26 protein-coding genes are annotated in these 25,252 nt (G+C 72.2%); 19 read left to right on the forward strand and 7 right to left on the reverse strand.

Annotated features, from left to right (window positions below):
* Positions 1-37 precede the first annotated feature (37 nt).
* Entirely contained in the window at positions 38-727 is a 690-nt protein-coding gene (locus tag GCU60_RS09240; protein WP_163204473.1) for an isochorismatase family protein, read from the forward strand.
* Between the two features lie 27 nt (positions 728-754).
* Here the strand turns inward: GCU60_RS09240 and GCU60_RS09245 are convergent, their stop codons facing one another.
* Together GCU60_RS09245 and GCU60_RS09250 are read right to left on the reverse strand one after the other, a co-directional pair.
* Positions 755-958: a hypothetical protein gene (locus GCU60_RS09245; RefSeq protein WP_163204475.1), complete on the reverse strand. Its 204-nt coding sequence runs from the start codon at positions 956-958 to the stop codon at positions 755-757.
* A 159-nt stretch (positions 959-1,117) separates the two neighbouring features.
* Positions 1,118-2,698, reverse strand: a complete 1,581-nt coding sequence (locus GCU60_RS09250; protein WP_163204477.1) for an FAD-dependent monooxygenase — start codon at positions 2,696-2,698, stop codon at positions 1,118-1,120.
* Between the two features lie 179 nt (positions 2,699-2,877).
* On the opposite strand from GCU60_RS09250, the gene GCU60_RS09255 reads away from it, so the two are divergent.
* On the forward strand, positions 2,878-3,999 hold the full coding sequence (locus GCU60_RS09255) for an ethanolamine ammonia lyase-activating protein (RefSeq protein ID WP_163204479.1): 1,122 nt from the start codon (positions 2,878-2,880) through the stop codon (positions 3,997-3,999).
* Between the two features lie 79 nt (positions 4,000-4,078).
* Entirely contained in the window at positions 4,079-5,659 is a 1,581-nt protein-coding gene (locus GCU60_RS09260) for an ethanolamine ammonia-lyase reactivating factor EutA (protein WP_163204481.1), read from the forward strand.
* A gap of 25 nt (positions 5,660-5,684) precedes the next feature.
* Here the strand turns inward: GCU60_RS09260 and GCU60_RS09265 are convergent, their stop codons facing one another.
* Entirely contained in the window at positions 5,685-6,458 is a 774-nt protein-coding gene (locus tag GCU60_RS09265) for a FadR/GntR family transcriptional regulator (RefSeq protein WP_163204588.1), read from the reverse strand.
* An 88-nt stretch (positions 6,459-6,546) separates the two neighbouring features.
* Positions 6,547-7,209, reverse strand: a complete 663-nt coding sequence (locus GCU60_RS09270; RefSeq protein WP_163204483.1) for a 2,3-bisphosphoglycerate-dependent phosphoglycerate mutase — start codon at positions 7,207-7,209, stop codon at positions 6,547-6,549.
* A gap of 86 nt (positions 7,210-7,295) precedes the next feature.
* Between GCU60_RS09270 and GCU60_RS09275 the strand changes: the two genes are divergently transcribed.
* The 6 genes from GCU60_RS09275 to GCU60_RS09300 all read left to right on the forward strand — a co-directional run bounded on the left by GCU60_RS09275 (position 7,296) and on the right by GCU60_RS09300 (position 12,318).
* Positions 7,296-7,619 (forward strand): 2Fe-2S iron-sulfur cluster-binding protein, encoded by a 324-nt coding sequence (locus GCU60_RS09275; RefSeq protein WP_163204485.1) that lies wholly within the window; start codon positions 7,296-7,298, stop codon positions 7,617-7,619.
* A 71-nt stretch (positions 7,620-7,690) separates the two neighbouring features.
* Positions 7,691-8,977: a Rieske 2Fe-2S domain-containing protein gene (locus GCU60_RS09280; RefSeq protein WP_163204487.1), complete on the forward strand. Its 1,287-nt coding sequence runs from the start codon at positions 7,691-7,693 to the stop codon at positions 8,975-8,977.
* Between the two features lie 2 nt (positions 8,978-8,979).
* Positions 8,980-9,489 carry a 3-methyl-2-oxobutanoate hydroxymethyltransferase gene (locus GCU60_RS09285; RefSeq protein WP_163204489.1) on the forward strand — a complete coding sequence of 170 codons (510 nt, stop codon included), beginning with the start codon at positions 8,980-8,982 and terminating at the stop codon, positions 9,487-9,489.
* Complete coding sequence (locus GCU60_RS09290) at positions 9,482-10,315, forward strand: 3-methyl-2-oxobutanoate hydroxymethyltransferase (protein WP_163204492.1); 834 nt, start codon at positions 9,482-9,484, stop codon at positions 10,313-10,315. Before GCU60_RS09285 ends, GCU60_RS09290 begins: the two co-directional genes overlap by 8 nt.
* Before the next feature lie 26 nt (positions 10,316-10,341).
* The gene (locus GCU60_RS09295) at positions 10,342-11,205 is read left to right on the forward strand and encodes an alpha/beta fold hydrolase (RefSeq protein ID WP_204261726.1); all 864 of its coding nucleotides are present in this window, start codon (positions 10,342-10,344) and stop codon (positions 11,203-11,205) included.
* A 60-nt stretch (positions 11,206-11,265) separates the two neighbouring features.
* Positions 11,266-12,318 carry a tripartite tricarboxylate transporter substrate-binding protein gene (locus GCU60_RS09300; protein WP_163204494.1) on the forward strand — a complete coding sequence of 351 codons (1,053 nt, stop codon included), beginning with the start codon at positions 11,266-11,268 and terminating at the stop codon, positions 12,316-12,318.
* Positions 12,319-12,408: 90 nt separating this feature from the next.
* Here GCU60_RS09300 and GCU60_RS09305 read toward each other — a convergent pair whose 3' ends face one another.
* Positions 12,409-13,740, reverse strand: a complete 1,332-nt coding sequence (locus GCU60_RS09305) for an MFS transporter (RefSeq protein WP_345770501.1) — start codon at positions 13,738-13,740, stop codon at positions 12,409-12,411.
* A gap of 81 nt (positions 13,741-13,821) precedes the next feature.
* Here GCU60_RS09305 and GCU60_RS09310 point away from each other — a divergent pair, with 81 nt between their 5' ends.
* From GCU60_RS09310 to GCU60_RS09335, 7 genes are all read left to right on the forward strand, one after another.
* Positions 13,822-14,667, forward strand: coding sequence for an NAD(P)-dependent oxidoreductase (locus tag GCU60_RS09310; RefSeq protein WP_163204498.1), 846 nt, complete (start codon positions 13,822-13,824; stop codon positions 14,665-14,667).
* A gap of 150 nt (positions 14,668-14,817) precedes the next feature.
* Positions 14,818-14,949, forward strand: a complete 132-nt coding sequence (locus tag GCU60_RS21025) for a hypothetical protein (RefSeq protein ID WP_275585485.1) — start codon at positions 14,818-14,820, stop codon at positions 14,947-14,949.
* 57 nt (positions 14,950-15,006) lie between these two features.
* Entirely contained in the window at positions 15,007-16,116 is a 1,110-nt protein-coding gene (locus tag GCU60_RS09315; RefSeq protein ID WP_163204500.1) for an ABC transporter substrate-binding protein, read from the forward strand.
* Positions 16,117-16,239: 123 nt separating this feature from the next.
* Positions 16,240-18,003, forward strand: a complete 1,764-nt coding sequence (locus GCU60_RS09320) for an ABC transporter permease (protein ID WP_163204502.1) — start codon at positions 16,240-16,242, stop codon at positions 18,001-18,003.
* Between the two features lie 84 nt (positions 18,004-18,087).
* A complete protein-coding gene (locus GCU60_RS09325; protein ID WP_163204504.1) occupies positions 18,088-19,233 on the forward strand; it encodes an ABC transporter ATP-binding protein in 1,146 nt (381 codons plus the stop codon).
* Positions 19,234-20,529: an MFS transporter gene (locus GCU60_RS09330; protein ID WP_163204506.1), complete on the forward strand. Its 1,296-nt coding sequence runs from the start codon at positions 19,234-19,236 to the stop codon at positions 20,527-20,529.
* Between the two features lie 215 nt (positions 20,530-20,744).
* Positions 20,745-20,915 carry a hypothetical protein gene (locus tag GCU60_RS09335; protein ID WP_163204508.1) on the forward strand — a complete coding sequence of 57 codons (171 nt, stop codon included), beginning with the start codon at positions 20,745-20,747 and terminating at the stop codon, positions 20,913-20,915.
* 18 nt (positions 20,916-20,933) lie between these two features.
* On the opposite strand, the gene GCU60_RS09340 is transcribed toward GCU60_RS09335, so the two are convergent.
* Together GCU60_RS09340 and GCU60_RS09345 are read right to left on the reverse strand one after the other, a co-directional pair.
* Positions 20,934-21,389 carry an RpiB/LacA/LacB family sugar-phosphate isomerase gene (locus tag GCU60_RS09340; RefSeq protein WP_204261727.1) on the reverse strand — a complete coding sequence of 152 codons (456 nt, stop codon included), beginning with the start codon at positions 21,387-21,389 and terminating at the stop codon, positions 20,934-20,936.
* 9 nt (positions 21,390-21,398) lie between these two features.
* A complete protein-coding gene (locus GCU60_RS09345; protein ID WP_163204510.1) occupies positions 21,399-22,340 on the reverse strand; it encodes an ABC transporter substrate-binding protein in 942 nt (313 codons plus the stop codon).
* An 86-nt stretch (positions 22,341-22,426) separates the two neighbouring features.
* On the opposite strand from GCU60_RS09345, the gene GCU60_RS09350 reads away from it, so the two are divergent.
* The 3 genes from GCU60_RS09350 to GCU60_RS09360 are packed head-to-tail and all read left to right on the forward strand — an operon-like array spanning position 22,427 to position 25,250.
* Positions 22,427-23,542 carry a zinc-dependent alcohol dehydrogenase gene (locus GCU60_RS09350; protein WP_163204512.1) on the forward strand — a complete coding sequence of 372 codons (1,116 nt, stop codon included), beginning with the start codon at positions 22,427-22,429 and terminating at the stop codon, positions 23,540-23,542.
* A complete protein-coding gene (locus GCU60_RS09355; RefSeq protein WP_345770502.1) occupies positions 23,539-24,243 on the forward strand; it encodes a 4-carboxy-4-hydroxy-2-oxoadipate aldolase/oxaloacetate decarboxylase in 705 nt (234 codons plus the stop codon). The genes GCU60_RS09350 and GCU60_RS09355 overlap by 4 nt, the downstream gene beginning before the upstream one ends.
* Positions 24,240-25,250, forward strand: coding sequence for an amidohydrolase family protein (locus GCU60_RS09360; protein ID WP_163204514.1), 1,011 nt, complete (start codon positions 24,240-24,242; stop codon positions 25,248-25,250). Before GCU60_RS09355 ends, GCU60_RS09360 begins: the two co-directional genes overlap by 4 nt.
* The last annotated feature ends 2 nt before the right edge of the window (positions 25,251-25,252 follow it).

Raw genomic sequence — 25,252 nt, forward strand, 5'->3', positions numbered from 1 at the left:
CCGGTGGCCGGGGCGGTCTCCGTCGGAGGAGTGGCCCATGGACCCGCAGCCCGAGCGGCACTGCTGGGACGACGTCATCGGGGACGACGAGCGGCTGGTCGCCACCCGCTACCGGCCCCGGCCGCCCGGTCGACGTCCGGCGCTGCTGCTCGTCGACTGCTACCGCAAGGTGTTCGGGGACCGGCCGCAGCCGCTCGCCGACGCGATCGAGGAGTTCCCCTCGTCCTGCGGGCTGGCCGGGTGGTCGGCCCTGCCCCACCTGGAGGCGTTGCTGGCGGCGGGCCGGGCGGCGGGGGTGCCCGTGCTGCACACGACGGGTGACGCCCGTGGAGGTGTTCCGGGCGGCGGGGTCACGCAGCGGGCCCCGGTGCCGGGCGCCGACGACGCGTCGGGTCTCGAGTTCGTGGAGCCGCTGCGCCCCCGCGACGGCGAGATCGTCGTGCGGAAGAGCCGGGCGAGCGCCTTCTTCGGCACCCCGCTGTCCACCTGGCTGCGCGACCTGGACGTGGACACGCTGGTGGTGGCGGGGGAGACCACGAGCGGATGCGTTCGGGCCACCGCGGTGGACGCCTACTCAGCCGGCTACCGGGTCGTGGTGGTCGAGGAGGCGACCTTCGACCGCAGCCCGCTGTCGCACAAGATGAGCCTGTTCGACCTGAGCCTCAAGTACGCGTCGGTGCTGCACACCGCCCGTGCGCTGCAGGTCCTGGGCGCCGGCCGGGGCTGACCGGTCCGGCGCCCCGGGGCGAGTGAGTCAGCGGGTGCCGGCGAACTCGCGCAGGACCGCGCGCCGCGCCGCCGTGCCCTGCGCGCCGTCGTAGGCCCGCGCCGAGGCGAGCGAACGCGACACGACGGCGGCGGTGGACGCGCTCATCGCACGCAGCCGCGCCAGGAAGGACCAGTCCGGCGCCCCGAAGAGGCCGGCTACGGAGGGCTGGGCCCCGGTGGTGCTCGTCAACGTGTGCTCCTTCTGTGCCCTACCAATTTCTCAGCTCAATGGTAGGACCAACAGAATGCGGCACTACGTCATGCGCGCGTGAGGGTGGTCACGCGTTCAACCGGCACCATTGCCTGGGTCACATCCACGAGCCGGAATGGCTCGGAAATGTGCGGCAGCTCATTCGGTCCCGGTGGCGGTCGCCAGCACCCGTACCGGATCGGCCGGGAAGGTGTCACCGGTCCAGGCCACGAACTGGTCGGGGCGGACCAGGATCAGCCGCGTCCCGTAGTCGGCGAGCTCCCCGGCGGCCGCATCGCGGAGGACGGTCAGCGGGACCCCGAGGGACCGGGCGGCCTCCTCGAAGCCGGCCACGCCTGCGTCGTCCGCATCCAGGGCCAGGAGCGTGAACCCGGCGCCGAGCTCCTCGAACACCCCTCGCCCGGAGCCGAGTCGCCGTGGGGGCAGGTGGTGTCCCGGCCGGGCCTGGAACGTGTGCTCGCCGTGGGCGCTGCTCACCCCGCCGGGCGGCCCGAACACCACGGGCGAGCCCTCGTAGTTCGGCTCGAAGCTCCGCAGCCGGCGACCGAAACCGCGGGCCGCCTCCTCGAAGGCGCGGGCGAACTCCTCCGGGTCGTCCTCGGGGCGGTACTTCTCCAGCATGGCGCGGTCGTCCCGGATCCACCCGCCGATGATGTCCTCGCCCACGTCGCGGAAGACCGGCTGCCGCTCCAGGCTGTAGGACTCCAGCAGCGCGTCGCCGCCCCAGCCGTCCAGCGCGGCGGCGAGCTTCCAGCCCAGGTTGGCGGCGTCCTCCAGGCCGTTGTTGAGCCCGAACCCCCCGTACGGCGGGTGCGTGTGCGCCGCGTCCCCGGCGATGAAGGCGCGGCCGGCGCGGTAGCGGTGTGCCACCTGGACGCGCAGGTCCCAGAAGCCGACGTGGTCGATCTCGAGGGCGAACGGGAAGCCGGCGGCGCGGTGCAGCAGCTCGACGATCTCCGGGCCGTCGGCGGTGGTGCCCGGCGGCACGGGGGCGTGGAAGAAGAACTCGGCACCGACATCGACCCGGCCGAAGAACATCCAGTACCCCTGGAGATCGGGGTGCATCACGCGGTAGGTGGAGCGGGCGGGGAACCGGCCGAGCGCCTCGTGCAGCTCCGGTGAGCGGAAGACCACCAGCGCCACCAGCTCGTCCCAGTCGGTGCCGCTGCGCTCGATGTCGGCCCGCTCGCGGACCACGGAGTGGCCGCCGTCGCAGCCGACCACGAAGTCGGCCTCCAGCACCTCGGTCCCCCCGTCGTGCGTGACGGTGACGCGGACGCCCGTGTCGTCCTGGTCGACCTCGGTCGCCCGCCAGCCCAGGCGCAGCTCGACGCCCGGCACCTCCGCCACCCGTCGGCGCAGGACCTCCTCGGTGCGGTACTGGGGGAGGCGTTCGTTGGCCTGCGCGTAGTAGTCCTGGACCAGTTCGCGCGCCGGGGGAGCGCTCCAGAACTCCCCGAGCAGGTTGTCGTAGACGGTGACCTGGCCGATGGGGTGCCCCTCCGGCATGGCCCGGGCGGCGCGCAGCTGGTCGGCGACGCCCCAGCGCGCGGCGTGCTCCATCGTCCGCTGCGAGAGCCCCTGGCCCTTCGGGACGGCGGACAGCGCGGCCCGCCGCTCGACGACGAGGCAGCGGACGCCGCGCAGGCCGAGGTCCAGCGCCAATCCCACCCCGACCGGGCCGCCGCCGACGATGATCACCTGGGGTCGCTCGGTCATGCCGTCCTCCGTCGTGGCGATGCCATGGGCGAATGATTAGACCATGAGGTAGGCCAACCGCCAGGGCTGCGAGTGGCCTTTGACACACCTCACAGCTGGTCTTATGGTCCTACCGATCCCGGCCGGTGGTTCGTGCGCCGTGCCGTTCGGAGAGCCCCACCGTCGACCAGGGAGGCCCCATGGCCAAGGACGCCATCGTCAACGAGAGCCTCGCGGCGAAGTTCGCCACCGAGAAGGACTCGCCGTACACCCGCTGGGTGGCCGACGAGGGCCTGGACATCATCGCGGCGCACTACGTGCCGGACCTCAAGACCGTCGAGCTCAAGGACTGGGCCCGCCGCGGCGGCCGGGGCGTCTTCATCAACCACGAGGCCAGCCGCACCTCGAACGACTGCTACGTCGCCGAGATCCCGGCCGGCGGTCAGCTCGCGCCGCAGCGGCAGCTGTTCGAGGAGATGATCCTCGTCCTCACCGGGCACGGCTCCACCAAGGTGTGGAACGACGCCGGCGCCGAGGTGACCTTCGAGTGGGGCCCGGGTGCGCTGTTCGCCATCCCGCTGAACGCCAACCACCAGCACTTCAACGCCTCCGGCACCGAGGTGGCGCGGTTCGTCGCCTCGACGAACGCCCCGGGCATCATCAACCTCTACGACGACATCGAGTTCGTCTTCGGCACCGCGCACGACTTCCCGAAGCGCTTCAACGGCGAGCCGGACTACTTCGCGCCCACGGGCGAGCAGAAGGGCCTGCTGCTGGACACCAACTTCGTGGCCGACTCGGTCAACCTGCCCCTGATCGAGGCCAAGGAGCGCGGCGCCGGCGGCGGGCACATCCGCTTCAACATGGCCCGGGGCTCGATGAACAGCCACATCTCGCAGTTCCCGACCGCCACGTACAAGAAGGGCCACCGGCACGGTCCGGGCGCCCACGTGATCATCCTCTCGGGCGAGGGCTACAGCCTGATGTGGCCCGAGGGCGAGGAGCCGCGGCGCTACGAGTGGCAGGCCGGCAGCATGATCGTCCCGCCGAACATGTGGTACCACCAGCACTTCAACACCGGCACGGAGCCGGCCCGCTACCTCGCCTTCAAGCACGAGGTCGTGTCCATCCGGAACGCGCAGGGTGTGCCGAAGGCCTGGATCAGCCAGCGCATCGGCGGCGACCAGATCGACTACGCCGACGAGTCGTCGTACGTGCGGGAGACCTTCACGGAGGCCCTGGCCAAGCACGGCCTCGAGCCGCAGATGGAGGCCGCGTACGAGCAGGAGAAGGAGAACCTGCCGCCGCTGCCGACGGCCTGACCGCCTCCCCGCCCACCTCGACGTGCGGTCCGCCCTCCGTAGGCGGGCCGCACGTCGTCGTCCCCCTCCGGAGCGCTCCGTGACGCACACCCACTCCGCCGAGCCGGTCTACGGCCGTGAGCACGCCGAGCCGCAGACGGTGTACTCGCCGCACACGCCCGACCACGACCACGACCACGACGACGACGAGCTGCCGCTCGAGGACAACCCGATCTGGCAGCAGGACAACGTGACGCTGCACAGCGTGGGGATGGACATCGGCTCGTCGGGCACGCAGGTGGTCTTCTCCCGGCTGCACCTGCGCCGCATGGGCGAGGACCTGACCAGCCGCTACATCGTGGTCCGCCGCGAGGCCGTGTACCGCTCGCCCGTGGCGCTGACCCCGTACGCCAGCGCCGACCACATCGACGCCGCGGCGCTGGGCACCATCATCGACCGCGCCTACGGCGAGGCCAGGATCGGCCCGGAGGACGTCGACACCGGGGTCGTGATCCTCACCGGGGAGGCGCTGCGCCGCCGCAACGCCGAGGCGATCGCCGGGATCCTCGCCGAACGCGGCGGAGAACTGGTGACGGCCACGGCGGGGCACCACATGGAGGCGATGCTGGCCGGCTACGGCTCCGGCGCGGCCCGGACGTCCTACGAGACCGGCCGCAGGATCCTCAACGTCGACATCGGGGGCGGCACGACCAAGCTGTCCGTGCTCGACCGCGGCCGGGTGGTCGCCACCGCGGCGGTCCACATCGGCGGACGGTTGCAGGTCGTCGACGAGGCGGGGGCCATCGTCCGGCTGGAACCGGCCGGCCGGAACCATGCCGCCCGCGCCGGTCACTCCTGGGCCCTGGGCGACGTGGTCGCCCCCGACGAGGTCGACCGGGTGGCCGAGGGCATGGCGGACGCGCTGATCGCCGCTCTCGGGGGCGAACCCCCGCCGGACGTGGCGGCGCTGTACCTCACCGATCCTCTCCCCGACGTCGGCCCGATCGACGGGGTCGTGTTCTCCGGGGGCGTGGCCGAGTACGTCTACGGGCGCGAGGCCGCCTCGTTCGGCGACCTCGGCCGACCGCTGGGGGAGGCGGTGCGACGCCGTGTCGACGCGGGCGCGCTGCCGTACCCGCTGCTGCCCGCCGGTGAGTGCATCCGTGCCACTGCGCTCGGCGCGTCGGAGTACAGCGTCCAGCTCAGCGGCAACACCGGCTGGATCTCCGACCCCGATGCCATGCTCCCGAGGCGCAACCTGCAGGTGGTGCACCCGGTGCACGAGCTCGGGGAGACCGTGGACGCCGACGCGGTGGCCGTGGCGATCCGCCGGCACCTCGTCGCCCTCGACACGGGAGACCAGGACGTCGTGCTCGCGATGTCCTGGTCGGGCCTGCCGAGCTACGGCCGGGTGGTCGCCTTCGCCCGCGGCGTGCGCGACGGGCTCGCCGAACGCATCGCCGCCGGCAGGGCGGTGTACGTCGTGCTCGACGGGGACGTGGCCATGACCGTCGGCCGGCTGCTCCAGAGCGAGCTCGGGGTGACCGTCGACGTGCTCGTCGTGGACGGTCTCGCGCTGCGGGACTTCGACTACGTCGACCTCGGCCGGTTGCGCTACCCGTCGAAGACGGTCCCGGTCACGATCAAGTCGCTGGTGTTCGGCGCCGAGATGGGGGAGTGAGCCGGGGGACCGAACCCCGGGCGGCTCAGCTCCGCGCGGCCGACTCCATGCCGCTCACGCGCTCGGCCGTGCGCAGGAGGTGGGTGCGCATCAGATCGGTGGCGGCTCCGACGTCCCGGGCGGCGATGGCCTCGACGAGGGCGCGATGCTCCTCGACGCCCTGGCGGCCGTGCAGCGGGGCCACCTCCCGGGCCTGCTCCAGGGAGTGCACCAGGGGGTCGTGCAGCGACTCCACCAGCATGGCGACCGCCCGATTGTGCGTCGCCACGGCGAACCGGGTGTGCCACTCGGCAGAGAGCTCGAGCGGGTAGTCGTCGTTCTCCAGAGCGGCGCTGCTCCGGTCGCAGATCTCCCGGAGCGCGGCGATGTCGTCGTCGGTGGCCCGCTCGCAGACCAGCGCGACGATGCCGAGCTCGAACACCATCCGTGCCTCGGTGACCTCGACGGCGGTCAGGGTGGCCAGGGAGATGAGATCGGCGATGCCGGCCCCCACCAGGCGACTGCTGGGGGCGGTCACGAAGGCGCCGCCGCGGGCGCCCACGCGGATCTCGACCAGGCCGTTGGCCTCGAGCACCCGCAGCGCTTCCCGGACGGTGACCCGGCTGACGCCGAACCGCTCGCACAGCTCGCGCTCGGACGGGAGCCGGTCGCCGGCGGTCAGCTGCCCCTGCCGGACGAGCATCCGGATCTGGTCGACGATGACCTCGGAGATGCGCCCCACGCTCACGCGGCTGAGCAGGTCCCCCTTGCCCACCGCAGGGCTCTCGGGCGTCGCGGCCACGGTGCGTTCCGGCGTCATCACCCCCGTATCCTAGGCGACCCTCAGCAGCGGGGACCCCGTACGAGACGGGCCGGTCCCGCTCCCGAGTGGCCCCACCGCCCCGTGTTCACCGGTCCGAGGTCGCCCGGACGTACCGACCACCCGGTACGACGGGTCGCGCGGCGTCGTCCAGCAGGTAGTGCAGTGGCTCCGCGATCGGGACCTCCAGGTCCGGCACCCGGTCGGGTCCGACCCGGTCGAGGAGGGCGATCAGCGCCCGCAGCGAGTTGCTGTGCGCGACCACCAGGACGGTGCGCCCGGCCCGGAGGTCGGGCGCCAGGACCTCCTCCCAGCACGGTCGCAGGCGGGAGAGGACGTCGGCGAGGCTCTCGCCGGGGCGGAGGACGCCTCCGGTCCGCCCGGGCGGCGGGGCGGCGTCCCACGACCGCCGCCACCGCTGGTACTGCTCGGCCCCGTGGCGAGCGAGCACCTCGCTCCGCGGGACCCCCTCGAGGGCCCCGTAGCTGCGCTCGTCGAGCCGGGCGTCCTGGCGGGCGGGTGTCGCGGGGTGGCCGGCGGCCGCGACGGCGAGCCGTGCGGTGCGGACCGCGCGGGTCAGGGTGGACGTGTGCACGCGGTCGGGCAGCAGTCCTGCCTCGCGGAGGACCAGCCCGCAGCGGCGGGCCTGCTCCTCGCCGCGGGGGGTGAGGTCGACGTCGACCTGCCCGGTGAAGACGTCGCGCGCGTTCCAGGTGCTCTCTCCGTGGCGCAGGAGGACGAGGCCGGGCATGTCGTGACCCTAGACACAATGTGGTCTAATGGACATACCAATGCAGGGAGGCCCCGCAGGCGGCCAGGTACTACGGAGGGGACGCCGTGCCGAAGGTTGTCTACGTCGGGGGCTCCGGTCAAGAGCACGCGGTCGACGCGGCCGTCGGAGAGTCCGTGATGGCCGCAGCCGTGAAGAACGGCGTGCCCGGCATCATCGGCGAGTGCGGGGGGAATGCCTCCTGCGGGACCTGCCACGTGTGGGTGCGCGCGGAGTACACCGAGCTCGTCGGCGAGCCGAACGAGCTGGAGCAGGACCTCCTGGAGATGGCGGTGTCCGAGCCGCGCGACAGCAGCCGGCTGAGCTGCCAGATCCCCGTGTCGCCGGAGCTGGACGGGCTGACCGTGGACGTGCCGCCCGAGCAACCGTGAGTCGCCAGGTGACGCCCCTCTACCCGGGCACGACAGACAGCCCATCGCGCGGCTGAGGACAGGAGAGACCCGTGCTTCGCAAGGACATCAACGAGCTGCTGACCCGGACCGGCCCAGGAACGGCCATGGGTGAGCTGTTCCGCCAGTACTGGATGCCCGCCTGCCTCGCCGAGGAGCTGCCGGAGGACGGCTGCCCGCCGATCCGGCTCAAGCTGCTGTCCGAGCGCCTGGTCGCCTTCCGCGACAGCTACGGCAACTACGGCCTGATCGACGAGTTCTGCGCGCACCGCGGGGCGTCCCTGTGGTTCGGGCGGAACGAGGAGGGCGGCCTGCGCTGCCCGTACCACGGCTGGAAGTACGACACCACGGGCCAGTGCGTCGAGGTCCCCTCCGAGGCCGACAACTCCAGCTTCGCCGAGAACGTGAAGCTCACCTCCTACCCGCTGGTGAAGATCGGCGACGTGCTCTGGACCTACATGGGCGACCCGGCGTCGCAGCCGCCCCTCCCGGAGTTCGAGTTCGCCCTGACGCCGGCGGAGCACCACTACACCTCCAAGCGCTGGCAGCAGAGCAACTGGCTGCAGGCGTTCGAGGGCGGCATCGACTCCAGCCACGTGACGTTCCTGCACTCCGGTGGCCTGAAGAGCGACCCGCTGTTCAAGGGCGCCAAGGGAAACCAGTACAACCTCAACGACACCAAGCCGTTCTTCGAGGTGGCCGACAGCGAGGGCGGCCTGTTCGTCGGTGCCCGGCGCAACGCCGAGGAGGGGTCGTACTACTGGCGGATCACGCCGTGGGTCATGCCGTCGTTCACGATGGTCCCCCCGCGCGGTGACCACCCGATCCACGGGCACTTCTGGATCCCCATCGACGACGAGAACTGCTGGGCGTACAGCTTCGACTACCACCCCATGCGGCCCCTCACCGAGGCGGAGCGGCAGGCCATGATCGACGGCCACGGGGTGCACAGCAAGAACATCCCGGGCACCTACCGGCCCGAGGCCAACATGGACAACGACTACCTGATGAACCGCGAGAAGCAGCGGACCGGGGAGTGGTACTCCGGCGTCGAGGGCATCGCGATCCAGGACTCCTCCCTGCAGGAGAGCATGGGACCGATCGTCGACCGCACCAAGGAGCGCCTGGTCCCGGCCGACAGCGGCATCATCAAGGCCCGGCAGAAGCTCTACCGGGCGGCCACCGCCCTGCGGGACAAGGGGGCGACCCCGCCCGGGGTCGACCCGGCGCACCACCACGTCCGCTCGGCCGCCGTCGTCCTGCCGCAGAAGGAGGCGTTCCTCGACGCCGCCCGCGACGACGTGCGGGTCCGCCCCGGCTTCCCGATCTCCTCGGTCTGATCGTGGCCGTGGAGACCCAGACGCTGAGCAGCTGCGCGCGTGCGGCCACGGCCGAGGAGGCGCGCTACCGGATCGACCGGCCCATCGCCCCGTCGCGGGCCGGCCGGGTCGTCGCCCTGGACCCCGGGGCGGCGGACGTCCTGCGCCGGACGGCGCAGCACGGCTGGGCCAACGCGCGCTTCTACGTGTGCGAGGCCGGCGCCGGCGAGGGGGAGGACGTCGTCCTGCGCGATGTCGACGGCGGCCCGGCGACGCTGGCCGACGAGCTGGCCAGCGCGTCGGTCGTCGTCATGGTCGCCACCGACGACACCGGTGCGGCCTGCGCGCACGGCCTGGGCAAGGCCTGCTGGGAGCGCGGCATCCAGACCGCGGGCCTGGTGCTCGGGGACGGCACGCACGCCGGCACGACGGCGTCCGCCGCCGTGGCCGCGCTCCGTCCGCACGCCCGGGTGCTCCTGCCGTCGGCCGACGAGGCCGACGTCGTGGACCTGCTGAGCGCGCTCCGTGTCTGAGCGGGTGGGGCTGCGCGACCTGCAGCGCATGAAGGACGACGGCCGCAAGATCGTCGGGGTCGTCGCCTGGGACTACCAGGTCGCCCGGATCGTGGACCGCGCCGGGGTCGAGCTCGTCTCCGTGGGCGACACGGTGGGCGTCAACCTCTGGGGTCACTCGAACCCGTTCGAGGTGACGATGGAGGAGATGCTCGTCGTCGCCAAGGCCGTGCGCCGGGGGGTCTCCCGGGCGCTGGTCAGCGTGGACTTCCCCTTCGGCCCGTTGCAGGAGGGCACCGACTCCGCCGTTCGCGCGGCCGTCCGCTTCGTCAAGGAGGCCGGCGTCGACATGGTCAAGCTCGACGCCGCCTCGGACTATCCGGAGGCGGTCGAGGCCGTGAACCGGGCCGGCATCCCGGTGTTCGCGCAGTTCGGCATCACGCCGCAGACGGCGCTGCGCTACGGCGTCGAGTACAAGTCCGTGCCGTCGGCCGCCGACGCGGTGCCGGCGGAGCTGCTGGACGAGATGGTCGCCGAGGCCAAGCGGCTGGAGGACGCGGGGGCCACCCTGCTCAACTTCACCAACTCCGGCCCGGTCGTCGGGGCCGCGGTCGCCGACGCGGTGTCCATCCCGGTCGTCGGTGGGTTCGGCGGCGGTCCGTGGCTCGACGGCCGCATGCGGATGGTGAACGCCGCCATCGGATACGCGGCCACCGCTCTGGACGGTGCGCGCGACAGCTACGTCAACGTCGCCCAGCTGACGCTGGAGGCGATGACCGCCTACGCCGAGGACGTCCGTGCCGCCCGGCAGCTGCCCGGGGGCATCCCGGTCCCGGCAGCGACCTGACCCGACCGACCGAGAGGACTGCCACCGTGCCCACCGCCGTCGTCGACGGGATCCGCACGCGCTACGAGGTCACCGGCTCCGGGCCGCCGCTGCTGATGTTCTCCCCCGGGGGCTTCGACTCCACGCTGGAGAGCTGGCGGACGGTGGGCGTCTACCGCCGGCTGGCGCTGCTGGACCACCTGAGCACCCGCTACACGTGCATCACCTTCGACCGGCGGGAGTCGGGCTCCTCCGGGGGTCGGGTGCAGCGGATCCGCTGGCAGGACTACGTCGCGCAGGCCGTGGGACTCCTCGACCACCTCGACGTCGCATCCGCCCACCTCATGGGCGGCTGCGTGGGCTGCTCCACGGCGGCGGCCGTCGCCGTGGCCCATCCCGACCGGGTGTCGAGCATGGTGCTGTACTCGCCGGCCGGTGGTGTGAAGTACCGCATGAAGCAGCACGCGCGCTTCGCCCAGCACCTCGCCTTCGTGGAGGAGCAGGGGCTCCGCGCGGTCGTGGACCTGGTGGGCGCCACCCAGGCCGGTTTCACCAAGGACCCCCGGGTGGGCCCCTGGAACAGCGTCGTCCGGGCCGACCCCGACTTCGCCGACGCGTATGCGCGGATCGCGCCCGAGCGCTACGCGGTGCTGGTCAGCGGGACGGCGCGGCTGATGTTCGACCGGGACACGGTGCCCGGCGCGGAGCCCGAGGACCTGCTCGAGCTGACCACCCCGACGCTCGTCGTGCCGGGTCAGGACGACTCGCACGCGCCCTCGGCGGCCCGGTACCTGCAGGAGTGCCTGCCGCACGCCGAGTACTGGGACGCCCCCGTCGTGGAGCAGACCGAGGACACCGCGCCGGCGCGGATCCTCGCCTTCCTGGACTCGGTCGAGCAGCCCGCCGGCTGACAGCTTCCCCGCACCCCCAGCCGGTTCGCCGCGGACCGGTTCCCCCACGAAGGAGTGGACATGATGGCAACCAGCAGGACCTCGTGGCGGCCGGTCGGCCGTGTGACCGTGGCGCTCGCGCTGGCCGGGGCGCTCACCGCCTGCGGGTCCGAGGGCGGCTCGGGTTCCTCCGGTTCCGCGGAGGCCGAGCAGGTGTTCGAGGGCGAGGACATCGACCTGGTGGTCCCCTACGAGCCCGGTGGCGGCTACGACGCCTACGCCCGCGCGCTGGCCCCGTACCTCGAGGAGTGCACCGGCGCGCGCCTCGTCGTCCGCAACGAGCCCGGGGCAGGCGGCCTCGTCGCCACGAACAAGACCGCGGCGGCCCCGGCGTCGGAGAACCGGCTGCAGATCGTGAACACGGTCGGGCTGGTGTCCGCGCAGATCGCCGGGGCCGAGGGCGCCAACTTCGACCTCAACGACCTCAACTGGATCGGGCGGGTCTCCGCGCCGCCGAACGTGGTGGTCGTCTCCCCCGACAGCCCCTTCCAGACCTGGGAGGACATCGTCGACGCCGACGAGACGGTGCGGTTCGTCGCGCAGGGTCCGGGGGCCAACGACTTCATCGCCCCCAACATCCTGGGCGAGGCCTACGGCTTCCCGTTCGAGATCATCACCGGGTTCGCCGGGTCGACCGAGGCCCGTCAGTCGGTGGTCGCCGGGAACGCCGACGCCCACGCGCTGCCCGTCGACAGCCAGCTGGGTGCCATCGAGTCCGGCGACGTCCGGCCGGTCGTGACCGTGGACGAGGAGCCGGACCCACTGCTGCCCGACACCCCCGCCATCAGCGAGACCGAGGCGCCGGACGCCGACGCGCAGGCCATCGTGGACAGCCTCGTGGCGATGGGGGAGACGGGTCGCTCGCTGATCGTGTCGCCGCAGATGGAGGACGCCCAGGTCGAGGCGCTCCGTGAGGGCTTCCAGTGCGCGGTGGAGAACCAGGAGCTGCTCGACGAGCTGGAGAGCCAGCAGCGGCCGCTCGCCCCGCTGAGCGGCGAGGAGGCCGGGGCGCTCGTCGCCGAGGTCCTCGAGTCGCCCGCGGCGTTCCAGGAACTGGTCACCGCCAGCTACTGACCCGCTGCCTCCAGGGGCGGTCCCCCGGGTTCCCCACCCGGGGGACCGCCCCTGGGGCGTGCGGGCCGCCGCCGGCCGCACCGGGGAGGCTCACGAAGGCATCGTCCGCCCGCCGGGATCGACGGCCCGGTCGACCGGGCCCGGCTGGTCGGCCCGCCGGCGCATGCGGCGCAGCGTGGGCAGCAGCGCGAGGGCCGCGACCGCGGGCGCCGCACCGCTGACGAAGAGCCCCGCCCGCGCGCTGAAGTGCTCGCAGATCCAGCCGAGCAGCGGCCCGCCGATGGGGGTGCTGCCGAGGAACACGGTGGCGTGCAGCGCGATGACGCGCCCCTGCATCGAGGCGTCGACGCCCAGCTGGAGCAGGACCCGCGCCAGGGTGTTGAAGCAGATGTTCGTGACGCCCAGCCCGACGAGCAGCCCAAGGGCGACCGCGAGGCCGGGCGCTCCCGCCAACAGCATGCTCGCCACGGCGAAGCCGCCGGTCCACAGCAGCAGCGACCAGGTGCTGACCCGCTCCCGCGCCGCGCTGCCCAGGGCGCCGATCACGGCTCCCGCGCCGAGTGCGGAGGTCAGCCACCCGTAGGTCTCCGCGCCACCCCCGAGGACGTCCCGGGCGAACAGGGGCAGGACCACGCGGAAGTTCTGCCCGAAGAGGGCGACGACGGCCACGAGGAGCATGCACGCCCGCAGGTCCGGACGGTCCCAGACGTAGCGCAGGCTCTCCCGCGCCTGCCCCCTGCGGCGCGGCGCCGGTGCGCTGCGCCGGAGCCGGGTGGGGTCGATCCGCCAGAGGCCGGCCAGCACCGCCAGGAAGGAGGCGGCGTTGACGGCGAACGCCAGCCCGCTGCCGGCCCAGGCGATCAGCAACCCGGCCGCGGCCGGGCCCACCAGCCGGCCCAGGTTGTGGATGGTGGAGTTCAGCGACTGGGCGTTGACGTAGTCGTCGGGGCCCACCATCTCGGTGACGAACGCCTGCCGAGCCGGTCCGTCGAGGACCGTGACGAGGCCGAGGCCGAGGGCCAGGGCGAACACCATCCACAGCTCGACGGTGCCGGTGAGCGTGAGGACCGCGAGGACGGCGGCCAGGAGCGCGCTGGCGGCCTGGGTTCCCATGATCGTGCGGCGACGGTCCAGCCGGTCCACCAGGACGCCGCCCCACACGCCGAGCAGCAGGGTGGGCACTGCCTGGAGTGCGGTGGCCACCCCCAGGGCGAGCGCCGAGTCCGACAGCTCGAGCACGAGCCAGTCCTGGGCGACCCGCTGCATCCAGGTGCCGGAGACGCTGATCGCGTGACCGGTGAAGAAGATCCGGTAGTTCGGCACCCGGAGGGACCGGAACGCTCGTTCGCGCCAGGGCTGCCGGCACTCGGTCCCCGGCGCACCCCGTCGGCGAGGGGTCGGGAGCCATCGCACCGACGACACCCCCTTGACGACTGGTCTGAAGGTATTACCTTAAGCGAAAAGTGACGGCGACCACGCTGCTGTCCGCGAGAAGGAGACCCGATGGTGCGGAATCGCGCAGCTGTCGCCGTCGTCGGGCTGGGGGCCATGGGTGACCCGATCGCCCGGCACCTCCTCGCCGCCGGCGTCCCGGTGCAGGTCCACGACCTCGATCCCGCCGCGGTCGACCGCGCCGTCGCCCTCGGTGCCCGGGCCGTGGCCGCGCTGCGCGACGTGGGGCGGGGGGCCGACCTGGTGGTGGTCGTCGTCCCCACCGACGAGGACGTGCGGAGCGTCTGCCTCGGTGTCGACGGCCTGCTCGCCGGCTGCGCGGCGGGCGCGGTGGTGCTGCTCTGCTCCTCGGTGCGGCCGCAGACCTGCGAGGCGGTCGCCGACGCCGCACCGCCGGGTGTCGGTGTCCTCGACGCAGCGCTGACCGGCGGTGTGCGGGGCGCCGAGGCCGGGGAGGTGAACCTCCTGGTCGGCGGCGACGGCGGCGTGCTCGCCGGTGTCCGGCCGCTGCTGGAGCCCTGGACCAAGGCCGTGCACCACCTCGGCCCGCTGGGGGCGGGGCAGGTCGGGAAGACGGCGAACAACCTCGTGCACTGGGCGCAGATCTCGGCGATCACCGAAGCCTTGGAGCTGGCCCGCCGCGGCGGTGTGCCCGTCCCGGCCATGCGCGCGGCACTGCAGGACGGGCCGACCGACTCGCGCACGCTCCGCGAGCTCGAGCAGATGCGGCTGACCTGGCACGCGAAGGACCTGGCCAACACCGCAGACCTCGCCGAGCGGGTCGGCCTGGACATCCCGATGGCGTCGACGGCGCGGGAGGTCATGGCGCGGACGACGGTCGACGACGTCGCCCGGCTGCTCGCCGACGGGCCGCTGCGACCCGGCGGGACTGGATAACGGTCCGATAACAATAGGTCGAATGGTTAGCCCATATCGACACCGATGTGTTGACTGCATCACACCCGCACAGGGGCCCCGGGATCGCCCGGGACGGCACAGGAACAGCCCGTCCAGGGGCCGACAGGCCCGTCCGCGAGGGAGAGGTACATGGCGAACGGCACCTGGACCCGCCTGACCTGGACCCGCCTGACCTCGACCCGCCGGCCCGGTCCGCCGGCGGCGGTCCTCCGCCACCGGCCGGCCGAGCACCTCGTCGCCGCGGGACGGGTGCCCGACTGATCGTCCGCCGCACCGCCTGAACACCCGTTCCGACCCCTCCGAGAAAGAGAGCACCTCATGCGCAAGCCCCGCACTCTTGCCCGCACAGCCCTGGCGGCCGGCGCGGTCATGGTCCTCGCCGCCTGTGGTGGCAACCCGACCTCGTCGGACTCCGGCGGAGGCGGCGGCGACACGGCGTCCGGCCCGAGCGCGGCCGAGCAGCTGTACGAGGAGATCGCCGAGCTCTCCGGCCAGGAGCGTCGGGACCGGCTGGTCGAGCTCGCCGCCGAGGAGGACGGGCTCAACCTGTACACGTCGATGAACGCCGACATGGTCGACGCCGTCACCGAGGCGTTCACCGACGAGTTCGACATCGACGTGAGCACCTACCGCGCCGGGTCGGAGACCGTCCTGCAGCGCATCCTCCAGGAGCAGGATGCGAACTTCGCCGGCAACGACGTCGTCGAGACCAACGCCACCGAGCTCATGGCCCTCCAGCAGGAGGACGTCATGGCGCAGTGCGCGTCCCCGGAGCGGATCGACGAGGTGCCCGAGGCCGGCAAGTACGAGGACTGGGTCGCCACGCGGTTCAACCTGTTCGCGCCCAGCTGGAACACCAACATCATCACCGACCCGCCGACGGTGTGGGAGGACCTGGCCGACCCCAAGTACGACGGCCAGCTGGCCCTCGAGCTCGGTGACTACGACTGGTACATGGCGCTCACCGGCTACTGGCTCGAGCAGGGCATGAGCCAGGAGGAGGTCGACCAGCTCTGGGCCGACATCGTCGACGGCGCCAAGGTGGTCAAGGGCCACACGGTCATGGCCGAGCTCATGAGCGCCGGCCAGTACGGCCTCGCCTCGTCGAACTACACCTACATCGTCGAGGCCGCCATGGCCGACGGCGCTCCGCTGGAGACCCAGCCCTACGTCAACCCGATCATCGCCCGGCCCAACGGCGGCAGCTGCATGAAGACCGCGCAGAACCCCGCGACCGCGATGCTCTTCATGGACTGGCTGCTCGACGAGGGCCAGGCCGTGCTGGCCGACCAGGCGGCCACCCCCTCCACCGTGGACATCGAGTCCGAGCTCATCCCGGTCGACGGCCAGCAGCTGCTCGACGAGGGCGCCGAGTGGAGCCAGCGCTACGACGACCTGCTCTCCGGCGTCGAGACCATCGGCGGCTGATCCCCGACGGGGCGGCGTCACGCATCCGCGTGGCGCCGCCCCGTCCGCCGACCCGCCCCAGGCCGGTCAGGCCGGCCCCCACACCTTTTCGCACCACCACAGACGAAGGAGTGATCCCCCGGGATGACCGCCAACCTGGCCGATCCGGCGGTGACGCCGGAGGAGCTGACCCGGCCGACCGACGGCCCGCCGGAGCCCCGCAAGGGGCGCTGGCGGGGGCCGCTGACCCCCAAGATGTTCATCGTCGCGGGGGTGGCCGCCGCGATCGGCTACCTGGCGCTGGTCCCCCTCGGCTACCTCGTCTGGGGCACCTTCTTCGACGCGGAGGGCCTGGACCTCGGGAGCTTCGAGCGTGCCTACGGCGACGGCCGGATCGGCGAGCTGTGGGGCAACTCCCTCGCCTTCGCCTTCGGCGCGGCGCTGCTGTCGATCACGGTCGGCACGACGCTGGCCTACCTGAACGTGCGGACGGCGGTCCCCTTCAAGGCGCTGTTCTTCGCCGCCTCCATCGTGCCGCTGGTCATCCCCGGCATCCTGTACACCGTTTCCTGGATCTTCCTGGCCAGCCCGCAGATCGGGCTGCTGAACGCCTTCTTCGAGCCCTTCCTCGGCGTCGCCCCGTTCAACATCTTCAGCCTCTGGGGGATGATCTGGGTCGAGGGGCTGCACTCCTCGCCGATCGTCTTCCTGCTGATGGTCGCGGCGTTCCGGTCGATGGACCCCTCTCTCGAGGAGTCGGCGCTGATGTCGGGGGCCACGCGGCTCCAGGCCCTGCGCAAGGTGACCCTGCCGCTGGTGCGGCCGGCCCTGCTGTCCTCGGTCCTGGTCATCCTGATCACCAGCCTCGAGTCCTTCGAGGTCCCGGCGCTGCTCGGGCTGCAGAACGGCATCTACGTCTTCACCAGCCGGATCTACTTCGTGCTGCGCAGCTATCCGCAGGACCTCGGCGCGGCCGGCGCTCTCGCGGTGAGCCTCCTGGCCGTCGCCGTCATCGGCGTCGCCGTCAGCCGCATCCTGGCCGGCAAGGGCAGCAAGACCTACCAGACGGTCACCGGCAAGGGCTTCCGCCCGCGCCCGATGGACCTGGGCAAGTGGAAGCCGGTCGTCGGCGTCGGCATCCTCTTCTACTTCTTCGTCACAGTGCTCGGCCCGCTGCTGGTGCTGCTCTACGCCGCCCTGCTGCCGTACTACCAGGCACCGTCGTGGGAGGCGTTCTCCACCTTCACCTTCGACAACTTCGTCCAGGTCTTCGAGATGAACTCGGCGGCGCGGGCGCTGAAGAACAGCCTGATCCTCGGCCTCAGCGCCGCGACGATCGTGATGGCGCTGATGGCGGTCGCGTCCTGGATCTCCATCCGCTCCACCATCCCGGGGCGCGGCATCGTCGAACAGCTGAGCTTCGTGCCGCTGGTCATCCCCGGCATCGTCCTGGGCCTGTCGATCTCCTTCGTGTACCTGCGGTTCCCGCTGCCGATCTACGGGACGCTGTTCATCCTGCTGATCGCCTACTGCACCAAGTACATGCCGTACGGCATGCGCTACGCGACCACGTCGATGACGCAGATCTCCTCGGAGCTCGAGGAGTCGGCGATGGTCAGCGGCGCCAGCTGGTGGACCACGTTCCGCCGGGTGCTGCTGCCCCTGTTGTCGCCGGGCATCACGGCGGGCTTCATCTACATCCTGGTCGTCAGCTTCCGCGAGCTGTCGAGCTCGATCCTGCTGTACAGCCCGGGCAACGAGGTGCTCTCCATCCTCATCTGGGAGCAGTTCGAGAACGGGTCGTTCAACGTCCTGGCGGCCATCGGCGTCCTCATGGTGATCGCCCTGATGGTGATGGTCACGATCGCCTACAAGCTCGGCGCCAAGGTGGGGCTGCGTGAGGACTGACCCGACCGCCGGCACCCGTCCGCACCGCGACACCCACCCGAATCCACCGCACGTGCTCCGAGTCGGAAAGGACTCCTGATTCCCATGCTGAGGATCGACAACCTCATCAAGTCCTTCGCCGGCGAGAAGGCCCGCGGCAAGAAGAAGGACGAGGCCGGGCACAGCGCGGTCTTCGCAGTCAACGACGTCAGCTTCGAGGTCAAGGAGGGTGAGCTGTTCACCCTGCTGGGCCCCTCGGGCTGCGGGAAGACCACCACGCTGCGCTCGATCGCCGGCCTGGAGAAGCCGGACAGCGGCACCATCGCCGTCGGCGACCGGGTGCTGTTCTCCTCCACCGGCAGCGGGCGTGGGGTGAACATGCCGGCCAACCAGCGCGGCCTGGGCATGGTCTTCCAGTCCTACGCGATCTGGCCGCACATGACCGTCTTCGACAACGTCGCCTTCCCGCTGCAGGTGCGCCCCCGCGGCCAGCGCCCGCCGAAGAAGGAGATCGCCGAGCGGGTCGAGCGCGTGCTGGCCACCATGCAGCTGGACGAGCAGGCCGGCCGGCAGGCGACGAAGCTCTCCGGCGGGCAGCAGCAGCGGCTGGCCCTCGCCCGCGCCCTGGTGATCGAGCCCCCGTTGCTGCTGCTCGACGAGCCGCTGTCGAACCTGGACGCCAAGCTCCGGGAGTCGCTGCGCTACGAGCTCAAGCGGCTGCAGCGCGAGCTGGGGATCACCTCGGTCTACGTGACGCACGACCAGGTGGAGGCGCTCGCCCTCTCCACGCAGATCGCGGTCATGGAGCGGGGTGCGGTCGTGCAGCTGGGCAAGCCGCGCGAGGTCTACGAGCAGCCGGCCAACAAGTTCGTCGCCGAGTTCATCGGCACGTCGAACTTCATCCCGGGGACGGTCGCCTCGCAGCAGGCCGGCCGGCACTGCGTCGAGACGTCCAACGGCATCCTCTTCCTCGAGTCGCCGCACCACCTCCCGGTCGGCTCGGAGGTCGTGGTGTCCATCCGCCCGGAGGCGGTCGAGCTCTCCACCGCCAGCAAGGGGGAGCAGGCGGCCAACGAGTGGACCGGTGAGGTCGTCGCGCGCGCGTTCCTCGGCGACGCCGTCGACCACGTCGTCTCGGTGGGCCGGCACGAGATCCGCGCGCGGGTGAACCCGTCGGTGTCCATCGAGTCCGGTACCTCGGTGCACCTGCAGCTGGACCCGTCGAAGATCTCCCTCGTCCCGGTGAACTGAGTGCCCCTGCCCACCCTCTTCCGCAACCGCGACTTCACGCTCTACTGGTCCGGGGTCGTCCTCAGCCAGATCGGCACCCGCGGCACCGTCGCGGCGAACTACTTCCACGTCTACGCGCTGACCGACTCCATCGCCTACACGGGGCTGGTCGGCGCAGGGCAGGCGGTGGCGCTCATCCTGCTCAGCCCGCTGGGCGGGGCTCTGGCCGACCGGTACGACCGCCGGCGGCTGCTGCAGGCGGCGCAGGCGGCGGCACTCGTCGTCGCGCTGGCCCTGACCGTGGTCACCTTCTCCGGGGCGGTGCAGGCCTGGCACGTCGTCGTCAGCGTGCTGTTCACGACGGCGGCAGCGACGTTCGACCAGCCCGCCCGGCAGGCGCTCATCCCGGCGCTGGTGGGGCGCCAGCACATCGGCGAGGCGATCGCGCTGCTCAACCCGTCGCGGGAGGTGGCGGTGCTGCTCGGCCCGCTGCTGGCCGGGGTGCTCATCGCCGCGGGCGGTCCGGAGCTGATGTACCTGGTCGACGTGGTCACCTACGCGGTCCTCGTCGTCGGGCTGTCCTTCATCAGGACACCGCCGCTGGTGGCCGGCCCGGCGGCGCCGACGTCGATCGTCGCCAGCATCGCGGAGGGTGCGCGGTACGTCATCCGGCGGCCGCTGATCACCAGCCTCATGGGGCTGGACCTCTCGGCGACGGTGCTGTCGGCCTACCGGGTCCTCCTGCCCGCGCTCGCGACCGACGTCCTCGCCGTCGGCGCCACCGGGTACGGGGTGCTGTCCAGCGCTCCGTCGGCCGGTGCCCTGCTGGCCACCTACACCATCTTCCGGGTGGTCAAGGACTCGCGGCGGCAGGGCCGCATCCTGCTCCTGTCGACGTTCCTCTACGGCATCGCGGCGATCGCCCTGGCGCAGTCACCGTTCGTCTGGCTGGCCGTCGGGGCGGCGCTCCTGCTCGGCGCCTTCGACGCGATGGCGACCACCATCCGCCACGCGGCCGTGCAGATCGACACCCCGGACGAGATCCGTGGACGGGTGACGGCGTTCTACCAGATGTCCTCGCGAGGCGGACCGGCGATCGGGGACGTCGCCATGGGGGCGTTCGCGGCGGTGGTCGGCCCGGTGCTCGCGCTGACCATCGGGGGCATCGGCCCGATGCTGGTGGCCGCGGCCTTCTCGGCGCGGCCCAACGTGGTGCGTGACTACCGGGGCGTCGTCGAGGAGGCGGACGAGCCCCCGGAGCCGGTCGCACCGCCGGACGCCCGGCCGGTCGCGGGGGAGACCCGCACCCCCACCTGACGTCCGCCCGCGCTCGGGTGCCGGGCGGCGCGGCGCGCCCAGTGGCGTGATCAAGCCCACCCACCCGTGCGCGGGAGGTCACAGCGTTCGCGGCGAACCCGCAGGTCGGAGCGGCTTAGAGTCGAGGGGAAGCGCCACCCGGGTCGATGGAGACGTCGGGAGGCCGGCCCACGACGTGCGGCCGAGCGCGCTCCGGACCGTCGAGGAGATCTGCCATGAACCCTGCCCTGTTCGTCACCGAGGGTGTCAGCACCGACCTCATCGCCGGCGGTGAGCCGCGGCTGCGCCGCCACCGCGGGAGCGACGGCTCCTGGTTCACCCGCGCCGCGCAGTTCGTCCGCCGCCTGCGCCCGGCGTCGGTCCGGGTACCGGTCCTCTCCCGCTGACCCCTGGGGCCGGTCGCGCTACAGCAGCGACTCGCCCCGCTCCAGCGCCTGGATCATCGCCACGCGGCGGGCGTGCACGTCGCCCTTGAACGGCGTCGCCAACCACGTGGCCAGCACCAGCTCCGCCGTGCCGGGCGCGATCACCTTGGCCCCGAGGACCAGCACGTTGGAGTCGTTGTTCCCGCGGGAGATCTCGGCGTGCCACACGTCGGGGCACAGTCCCGCACGGATGCCGGCCAGCTTGTTGCAGGCGATCACCTCGCCCTGGCCGCTGCCGCCGACGACGACCGCCCGGTCGGCCCGGCCGTCCACCACCCGCCGGCAGACGTCCTCGCACAGCGGGGGGTAGTCGACGACCTCGTCGGGCGAGGTCGGCCCGCGGTCGTCGACCACGTGGCCCGCGGCCCGCAGGGTGTCGACCAGCCGGGCCTTGAGGGCGACGCCGTTGTGGTCGGCGGTGATGGCGATCCGCACGTCCCCCCCTCAGCCCGTGACGTCGCGCGTGCCGGGGGCGAAGACGTCCTCCAGGCGCGGTGCGCGGTCGAGGATGTGCTGGTCCACCGCGGTCCGCAGCAGGCCCTCGAGCACCTCCCGGTTGGGCTCGATCCCGTACGGCAGGGGATCGTCCCACCCGGTGAGCTCCAGAACGGTGCGGTGCATGCGGTCGGTCGCCGTCTCCTGCGGCAGGGACCCGCTGCGCAACTGCTCCACGTAGCGCCGTTTGGACTCGGCGAAGGCGTCGAACACCCGGCGCCCGAGGTCGGGGTGCTGCTCGAGCAACTCGTCCCGGACGACGACGAGGTGGTTGATCGGCCACAGGCCCCGCTGCAGGGCCGCGTGCGCCGCGCCCTCGGGGAGCAGCGGCCGGGCGTCGGGGGAGTCGATCTCCACCCCGACCACCGCGGCCAGGTCCCCGCTGGCGAGCATCTCGTCGAGGGTGCGTCCCGGGTCGACGGGCACGACGTTCGCCGGCGGGCGGTAGGCCTCGACGTGCTCGTCGCCGGAGAGCACCCAGGTGACCGAGTCCAGGTCCACCCCGTGCTCGTCGGCCAGCACCGAGCGCGCCCACACGCCGGTGGTGACCGTGTAGCCCCGGTTGACGCCGACCTTCCGGCCCTCGAGCTGCTTCGGCGAGGTGATGCCGTGCCGCGTGTCGACGGTGATCGCCCCGTGGTGGAAGCCGCGGACGAGGAACGCCGGCACCGCGGTGAAGCGGACGCCGTGCGCCTTCGCGACCAGGTAGGTCGTGAGCGCCATCTCGCAGACGTCGAACTCCAGGTTCCGCACCATCCGGCGGAAGCCCTGCACCAGCACCGGGACGTCGACGAAGTCGAGGGTCGCGCCCTCGGGGGTGACGCTCCCGTCGAGGAGCGCCCGGTTGTTGCCCTGGGCGCGCGTGACGGTGCGCAGGTTCAGGTCGGCCATGGCGGCGGACGCTAGCACGCTGGTGGTCAGACCAATAGACCGTCGATTAGGGTGGCCCGCGACACACACCGGAGGAGGGGGCAGCGATGGCAGAGCAGGTGCTCGCAGCGGTTCGCACCGCACCGGGGACGACGGAGCTCCGTGAGTTCCCGATGCCCGACATCGCGGACGACGCCGCGTTGCTCAAGATCGAGGTGGCCGGCATCTGCGGCACCGACGTCAAGCTGTACCGCAGGCCCACGATCGACGGGCCGGTGATCATGGGGCACGAGAACGTCGGCATCGTCGCCCGGGCGGGCGCGAAGTGGTCGAAGATCCACGGCCTCGCCGAGGGCGACCGGATCTTCGTCGAGCACTACGTCGGCTGCATGCACTGCGAGTGGTGCCGGGCGGGGGAGTACCGCCACTGCGAGCTCACCGACTGGCGCACCAACCCCGATGCCCGTCGCTACGGCTACACCTCGTCGGACAACCCCGGCCGCCTCTGGGGCGGCTTCGCGCAGTACATGTACCTGCCGTGGAACGCCGTCACCCACAAGGTGCCCGACGGCGTCAGCGCCGAGCTCGCCGGCCTGGTGACCCCGCTGTCCAACGGGATCGAGTGGGCGCTCAACGCGGGCAAGGTCGGCTACGCGACCACCGTGCTGATCCAGGGACCCGGTCAGCAGGGGCTCTCCCAGGTCGTCGCGTCCAAGCAGGCCGGTGCCTCGCTGATCGTCGTCACCGGCACCACCCGCGACGCGACCCGGCTGCAGCTGGCCCGGGACCTCGGCGCGGACGCGGTCATCGACGTCCAGCAGGAGAACCCGCTGGAGCGGGTCCTGGAGCTCACGGGGGGCGTGGGTGTCGACGTCGTCCTGGACTGCACCTCGGGGGCCGGGACCGCGCCCGTCCTGCTCGGCATCGACGCGCTGAAGCGGCGCGAGGGGATCATGGTGACCCAGGGCGAGGAGGCGGCGTTCCCCGACTTCCCGCTGAAGAAGATGACCGAGAAGTGCATCACCCTCGGCAGCGCCCGCGGCCACAGCTACCGCTCCGTGGAGCTGGCGCTGGACCAGCTGGCGTCGGGCCGGTTCCCCCTGGAGCGGCTGGCCACGCACAGCTTCGGCCTCGAGGACGTCGACCACGCCATCCGGGCCCTCGCCGGCGAGACCGGCGAGGACGCGCTGCACATCTCGCTCAAGCCCTGGGGCGACGAGTGAGCGCCATCCGGGGGGACGTCGTCGTCACGGGGATCGCCAGGGCGGACCGCGCGGCCGTCGACGGCCTGGCCGAGTGCGGCGTCGCGACCGTCCACGAGGCGCAGGGGCGCACGCACCTGCTGGACCCGACCCTGCGGCCGGTGTTCCCGGGCGCCCGGATCGCCGGCACCGCGGTCACCGTGAGCCTGCCGCCGGGTGACAACTGGATGGTGCACGTCGCGGTCGAGCAGTGCGCCGAGGGGGACGTCCTGGTCATCGCCCCGACGACGCCGTCGCAGGCGGCCTACATCGGTGACCTGCTGGCCACCGCGCTGGCCACCCGGGGGGTCCGCGGCGTGGTGGTGGACGCGGGGGTCCGCGACGTGGCGGAGCTGACCGGCATGGCCTTCCCGGCGTGGTCCCGGCACGTGTCGGCGTTCGGCTGCGTGAAGGAGACGCTCGGCAGCGTCAACGTCGGCGTGGTCTGCGCCGGTCAGTGGATCGAGCCGGGCGACGTGGTCGTCGCCGACGACGACGGCGTGGTGGTGGTCCCGCGGGACCGCGCAGCCGAGGTGCTGGTGGCCGCCCGGGCGCGCGAGGAGCGGGAGGCCGGCATCCGCGAGCGCTACCGCGCCGGGCAGCTGGGCCTGGACATGAACCACATGCGGGAGCCCCTGGCCGCCAAGGGCCTCCGCTACGTCGAGCAGGAGCCCTCACGGTGATCATCGACTGCCACGGTCACTACACGACCGAGCCGGGCCAGCTGAAGCTCTTCCGCCAGGCGCAGAAGGCCGCGCTCGACAGCGGCGGCGCCGCGCCCCGGCTCGGGACCATCAGCGACGACGAGGTCCGCGAGAGCGTCGAGGGCAACCAGCTGAGGGTGCTGCGCGAGCGCGGCGGTGACCTGATGATCTTCTCGCCCCGGGCCTCGGGGATGGAGCACCACGTGACCGACCGGGACACCGCCGTCGCGTGGGCCCGTGCCAGCAACGACCTCGTCGCCCGCGTCGCCGACCTCTACCCGCAGCACTTCGCGGCGGTCTGCCAGCTCCCGCAGACCCCCGGGGGCGCACTGGACGACGTCGTCGCCGAGCTGCGCCGCTGCGTCGAGGAGCGTGGGTTCGTCGGCGCCAACCTCAACCCGGATCCCTCCGGCGGGCACTGGAACTCCCCGCCGCTGACCGATCCGTACTGGTACCCGGTGTACGAGGCGCTCGTGGAGCTCGACGTGCCGGCGATGGTGCACGTCTCCAGCTCCTGCAACCCCAACTTCCACGCGCTCGGCGCCCATTACCTCAACGCCGACACCTCCGCCTTCATGCAGTTGCTGGAGGGTGACCTGTTCGAGCGGTTCCCGACGCTGCGGCTGGTCATCCCGCACGGCGGCGGGGCGGTGCCCTACCACTGGGGCCGGTACCGGGGGCTCTCGATGCGCATAGGGTGGAAGGACCCGTCGGAGCTGCTGCGCAACGTCTTCTTCGACACCTGCGTGTACCACCAGCCGGGGATCGACCTGCTGACCCGGGTGATCCCGGCGGAGAACATCCTCTTCGCCTCCGAGATGCTCGGTGCGGTGCGAGGCGGGGACCCGGAGACCGGCATCGCCTGGGACGACACCAAGCGGTACCTGGACGCGGCCGGTCTGGACGAGACCCGGCTGCAGGCCATCTTCGAGGACAATGCCCGCCGGGTCTACCCCCGGCTCGATGCCCGCCTGAGAGGGAAGTGACC

This window comes from Blastococcus saxobsidens (assembly GCF_010682065.1).
GTDB lineage: Bacteria > Actinomycetota > Actinomycetes > Mycobacteriales > Geodermatophilaceae > Blastococcus > Blastococcus saxobsidens_B.

What these genes read in the sequence shown, in the direction of transcription:
- GCU60_RS09240 (WP_163204473.1), top strand. Translation starts at nt 38, where the DNA reads ATGGACCCGCAGCCCGAGCGGCACTGCTGGGACGACGTCATCGGGGAC.
- GCU60_RS09325 (WP_163204504.1), top strand. Translation starts at nt 18,088, where the DNA reads ATGCTGAGGATCGACAACCTCATCAAGTCCTTCGCCGGCGAGAAGGCC.
- GCU60_RS09350 (WP_163204512.1), top strand. Translation starts at nt 22,427, where the DNA reads ATGGCAGAGCAGGTGCTCGCAGCGGTTCGCACCGCACCGGGGACGACG.
- GCU60_RS21025 (WP_275585485.1), top strand. Translation starts at nt 14,818, where the DNA reads ATGGCGAACGGCACCTGGACCCGCCTGACCTGGACCCGCCTGACCTCG.
- GCU60_RS09315 (WP_163204500.1), top strand. Translation starts at nt 15,007, where the DNA reads ATGCGCAAGCCCCGCACTCTTGCCCGCACAGCCCTGGCGGCCGGCGCG.
- GCU60_RS09265 (WP_163204588.1), bottom strand. Translation starts at nt 6,458, where the DNA reads ATGACGCCGGAACGCACCGTGGCCGCGACGCCCGAGAGCCCTGCGGTG.
- GCU60_RS09335 (WP_163204508.1), top strand. Translation starts at nt 20,745, where the DNA reads ATGAACCCTGCCCTGTTCGTCACCGAGGGTGTCAGCACCGACCTCATC.
- GCU60_RS09250 (WP_163204477.1), bottom strand. Translation starts at nt 2,698, where the DNA reads ATGACCGAGCGACCCCAGGTGATCATCGTCGGCGGCGGCCCGGTCGGG.
- GCU60_RS09270 (WP_163204483.1), bottom strand. Translation starts at nt 7,209, where the DNA reads ATGCCCGGCCTCGTCCTCCTGCGCCACGGAGAGAGCACCTGGAACGCG.
- GCU60_RS09255 (WP_163204479.1), top strand. Translation starts at nt 2,878, where the DNA reads ATGGCCAAGGACGCCATCGTCAACGAGAGCCTCGCGGCGAAGTTCGCC.
- GCU60_RS09320 (WP_163204502.1), top strand. Translation starts at nt 16,240, where the DNA reads ATGACCGCCAACCTGGCCGATCCGGCGGTGACGCCGGAGGAGCTGACC.
- GCU60_RS09345 (WP_163204510.1), bottom strand. Translation starts at nt 22,340, where the DNA reads ATGGCCGACCTGAACCTGCGCACCGTCACGCGCGCCCAGGGCAACAAC.
- GCU60_RS09310 (WP_163204498.1), top strand. Translation starts at nt 13,822, where the DNA reads ATGGTGCGGAATCGCGCAGCTGTCGCCGTCGTCGGGCTGGGGGCCATG.
- GCU60_RS09300 (WP_163204494.1), top strand. Translation starts at nt 11,266, where the DNA reads ATGATGGCAACCAGCAGGACCTCGTGGCGGCCGGTCGGCCGTGTGACC.